Annotated in this window: 4 protein-coding genes; 2 read left to right on the top strand and 2 right to left on the bottom strand. The window is 49.6% G+C overall.

Annotated elements, in window-relative coordinates; translation table 11 throughout:
• Nucleotides 1-117: 117 nt before the first annotated feature.
• Nucleotides 118-1,083 (bottom strand): DMT family transporter, encoded by a 966-nt coding sequence (locus tag QM529_07400; GenBank protein ID MDI9314480.1) that lies wholly within the window; start codon nt 1,081-1,083, stop codon nt 118-120.
• Between the two features lie 7 nt (nt 1,084-1,090).
• Nucleotides 1,091-2,566, bottom strand: a complete 1,476-nt coding sequence (gene mgtE, locus QM529_07405; GenBank protein MDI9314481.1) for a magnesium transporter — start codon at nt 2,564-2,566, stop codon at nt 1,091-1,093.
• Nucleotides 2,567-2,678: 112 nt separating this feature from the next.
• Here mgtE and QM529_07410 point away from each other — a divergent pair, with 112 nt between their 5' ends.
• Nucleotides 2,679-3,425, top strand: coding sequence for a septal ring lytic transglycosylase RlpA family protein (locus QM529_07410; GenBank protein ID MDI9314482.1), 747 nt, complete (start codon nt 2,679-2,681; stop codon nt 3,423-3,425).
• A 230-nt stretch (nt 3,426-3,655) separates the two neighbouring features.
• A complete protein-coding gene (gene lpxC / locus QM529_07415; GenBank protein ID MDI9314483.1) occupies nt 3,656-4,744 on the top strand; it encodes a UDP-3-O-acyl-N-acetylglucosamine deacetylase in 1,089 nt (362 codons plus the stop codon).
• The last annotated feature ends 164 nt before the right edge of the window (nt 4,745-4,908 follow it).

Below are 4,908 nucleotides of genomic sequence, written 5' to 3' on the forward strand. Positions count from 1 at the left end.
CACCTATGCCAGGGCGCGTTTGGCGCGGGCGATTATTTTGCTCAATATATTTTGCGCAATATATTTGCCCTACCGCTTCGCTACTTGAGGGCACAATATATTTGTCCTACCGCTTCGCTACTTGAGGGCACGCTTCGCTACTTGAGGGCGCAATTTCTTCGCAATGTATTTTGGCAGGCGGCCGTCGATTACCACCAGCCCCAGGGTGATGAATTCTAAGCCGAGCAATTGGTGGCTGGCCAATTGTTCACCAAAATAAAGATAAGCGTAAAAAATGCCAATCGGCGGCATAATCATCGCGGTCAGGGAGGCATTGACCGCGCCGGCCTTCCTAATCATGTTAAAATAAATAATATAGGCATAACCCATCGAAAATACGTTATAGACAACCGCCATCAGTATCATTTCCAAACTCGGCGGGAATGGGTAAGACAGGGGTTTGTCAAAAATAAATATAATCGGCAACAGGATGATGGTCGAAAAAATATTTTGGCTGGCGACCATCACCACCGCCGGAAGTTTTTGTATATCGCGGCGGCGCGTCAAGGTTGCCTGCACCGAAAAAGAAAATCCGACCAACATCAAGGACATTTCCTTGACAAGGTAAACCCAATTATTATGTTGCGCGTGGATTAAGCCATCGACGCCAATCATGATGGTGATGCCCAGCAGTGATAATAAAATGCCCGAAAACCGACCAAGCGACAGGCGGTGATGGTCGTAAAATATTCTAATCAACACCGCGGTAAAAATCGGGTTGATGGAATTGATAATCGACGATACCGCCGACCCGACGTCCTTTATCAACAGCCCCGACAGGGTAAAGGGAATGATGTTGCCCAAGATGCTGAGCAACAACAACATTGGAAAATATTGTTTGTAGGTAAAAAGCGATATTTTTTTATACCACAGGTAACACAGCAAATAGGCCGCACCAATCGCACAGCGGATGAAGGCAATCATCAGCGGTTGGTAAACCTCGCCCATGACCTTATAAACCACGAACGACCAAGCCCAAATGCCCGAAATAATAAACAGCGAGCCCCATTGTTGCCGCGTCATCGCGGGTTGATGCTGTGACATAAAATTTTTATCCCATTAATAATTTTGCCATTAACAAAAATGACATAAAACCAACCGTGTCGGTAACCCACGTTAAAAACACCGTGGAGGAAATCGCCGGGTCCTGCTTAAAGAATTTTAAAGCCAGCGGGATAAGCACGCCGAACACCGCGGCGGCAACCAGGGTAATGATAATCGCCCCGGAAATGGCATAGGCCATGAGCAACGACCCCTTCCAAGCATAGGCCATGCCGCCAACGATAAAGGCAAATAGGATACCATTCAACCAGCCGACGGCGGTTTCCTTCCATAATGTTTTTAACGTGTTGGTGCTGACCAAATCACCGGTCGCCAGGGCGCGCACCACCACGGTGGTGGTTTGCGTGCCAGCGTTGCCGCCCATGCTGGGCACAATCGGCATCAACACCGCCAGGGCGACCAATTGTTCGATGGTTGCCTCGAAAACATTAATCACCATCGACGCGGCAACCGCCGTCAACAAATTGACAAACAACCAAATAAAACGGAAATAGGTGGTGTGGATAATCGGTTTGTGGAAATCGCCATCTTGCACCCCGCCGAGCCGCATGATGTCTTCCTCATATTCTTCCTCCATCACCTGCATCACGTCATCGACCGTGATGGTGCCGACCAGCCGGTTGAATGAATCGACGACCGGTGCCTCGACCAGGCCATAGCGGTCAAAAATACGCGCCACATCCTCCTGGTTCATTTCGACCGGAATCTGTTGGAAATCTTTTATCATCAGTTTTGCCAACGGGGTCGGGCGGTTGGCACGCAACAGGTGCGACACCGGCAAAATACCAATCGGCCGGTGCGACGGGCCGACGATAATAATATTGTGAAACAGGTCGGGGGTTTTGTTTTTTTTGTCGCGCAAGAAATCAATCATTTGCCCGACCGTCCAAAATTTGGGGGCGGTGACCAATTCGTGGCGCATCAATTTACCGGCGGTGTCATCGGGCAGGCTCAAGACAAAATTATACTCGGCGCGATCTTGCCGTGGGATAAAGGATAATAATTTCTGTTGTTGCTTTTCGTTGAAGACCTCAATCAAATCGAGCGCGTCGTCGCTTTCCAATTTTTTCAGCAGGTTTTGCCAAACCCGCGTCGGCAATTTGGGCAAAATTTTGGCCAACACCGAATCGTCGACATGGGTAAAAACCTCAGGGTTGATATGGTCAATCATCAGGTCGATGAAGTGTAGACGTTGCCGATTATTCAGGTGGTGAATCAATTCGGCCATGTCGGGCGGCGACAGCGGCTTGATAAGCGGTAAAATCGCCGCGACCGGTTGGCGGCCAAGAAGTTTGCGGCGGATGGTTTTTACCAAATCCTTCCACTGCGGTGAATTTTGCGCTATAGCCTCAATCGGGTTATTGCTGGTGGTTTTTTTTTCATCGCTAAAAATACTGGAAAGCGGCGCATCACCCTGTTTCTTGTCGGTGGTGTTTTTTGATGGTTGGTTTTTTACGCTTAGCATTTTTTTTATTTAACTTATATGGCTAAAAAAATCAATTTGTAAAGCCTGGCCATTAATTTGCCGTGCTGGCTTGTTTTTTGCAAAAATAGCCGTAATAAAGAGAGATAGAACCATGATATTAAAAAATAGTTTTTATTCAAACCGCTGGCGGCTAACGCCGCGCCGCGTCGCATTCGGCCTGGCGATTTGTATGTTGTGCCTAAGGCCGATGGTCAAGCCGATGGTCGGTTACGCGCAAGATAATAATAGCAATGGCGTCACATCAGCGCAGGTTGATACCGCGACCGGTGAGGGCAATGATGACAAGACGACCGACAATGCGGGCGATGTGCAAAACCCAAGCCCCACCCTGAAACAAAAAATTGACGCGCAATTTGGCATGGAATTTAACCCGGCGCGTGGCAATTTTGTGCCGCCCTTTAACGACCGCACCGCGCCATTTTTTGGCAAACCAAAAGTCGGCAACCCCTATGCTATCGAGGGCCAGGAATTCCGCCCATTTTTTCCCCGCACCGATTATGTCGAAAGCGGTATGGCATCGTGGTATGGCGATGATTTCCATGGCAAGGATACCGCCAACGGTGGGCAATTTAACATGGGGTTGGTGTCGGCGGCGCACCGCACATTGCCCCTGCCGGCGGTGGCGGTGATAGTCAACTTGCGCACCGGTGCGGCGATAAAATTGGTTATCAACGACCGCGGGCCATTTGCCAAAAACCGCATACTCGATATGTCGAAACAGGCGGCCAATTTAATCGGCTATTACGGGGTGGGCACCGCGCCGGTTAAGGTGATTTTCTTGCGCCAGGAAACCCTTGCCCTGTGGCAAAAAATGGGCTTTGCCGTCAGCCAACGATAATTGCGATTATTTTGACCAATATATTTGCCCAATATATTTGCCCAATATATTTGCCCTACCGCTTCGCTGCTTGAGGGCACGCTTCGCTGCTTGAGGGCACGCTTCGCTGCTTGAGGGCACGCTTCTATGTTTGAGGGTGGCGCACCGTATGGTTATTGATTAAGGTTGCTTCATATAATTTAACATTTCGGCGGGTTATAAATCGAATGGAATCGTATATAATTTAATCTATGAATAATTTAAATAACCTTGCCCATGCGGATGCCACCGCCCGCGTTGCCCCAGTTAATGGCCGCGCGCCCTTTGCTGGCGCGGTCAAATCGGCGATTAAGATTCTGCCGATTGTTGATGGCATGGTTGACGCCCTGTCGGCGCAACCGGTGGGGCATGTTGCCTTGCTCCCCAGTTTGCTGGCGGGCGATATGGTTTATTCGCCCTATCAATGGTCGCTGAAGGAAAAGGTTACGTTGCAGGGGGTTGGCCTGCATAATGGCAAGTTGGCCACCATGACGATTGAACCCGCGCCGCACGACCATGGTATTAAATTTTGCCGCGCCGATGTGGCAAAGAACGACCCAAGCAAAGATGCCATTGTCCCCGCGTTGTTTTCCAACGTGGTGTCGGCAAAATTTTCGACCCGCATTGCCAACCACGACGGGGTGTGCGTTAACACGGTCGAGCATTTGATGGCCGCGCTTTTTGCCTTTGGCATTGATAACGCCTTGATTAAAATCGATAATGACGAGGTGCCAATTCTTGATGGTTCGGCGCAGGATTATTTTGCGCCCTTTACCAAGGCTGGCTTGGTCATGCAACGCAATGGCAAGCCCTATCGCCGCACCTATTTGCAAGTTGTCAAACAGGTTGAGGTGCAGGAAAAGGGCATGACCGCGACCCTTGACCCCGCCGAATTTTTGGACATCGATTGCGCGATTAATTACCCGGCGAAGGCGATCGGCAAGGATAGATTAAAAAGCCTGGTCAGTCGCGATTATTTTTTTCAAGATATTGCGTCTGCGCGCACATTTTGCATGGAGGCCGATGTTGCCCTGTTAAAGGCCAACAACCTTGGCCTCGGTGGCACCTACGACAATGTGGTGGTGGCCGGCGATGATGGCGTGTTGAACCCGGGCGGCTTACGCTTCCCCGATGAATTCGTGCGCCATAAATTTTTGGATATCGTTGGCGATTTGGCCCTGTCGCCGCATCGCATCATTGGCAAATATCAATCGGCGCACGGCGGCCATTTTTTAAACAATCAGATGTTGCGAAAATTATTTTCGGACAAAGACAATTACCGCCTTGTAATTTTGGATTAGCATTCCCATATCAATGCCGTCGGGGCGATAACTTTTTAAGTTTATCGCCCTTAGCCTCCTCCTCCATTTCCTCCCTCCTTTTTGGGGGAGGGGGTTTACCATATATATTTGCAAAAACCGCTTACGCGGTGGCAATATGATTTGCAAAAACCGCTTACGCGGTG

This window comes from Hydrotalea sp. (genome assembly GCA_030054115.1).
Lineage (GTDB): Bacteria > Pseudomonadota > Alphaproteobacteria > JASGCL01 > JASGCL01 > JASGCL01.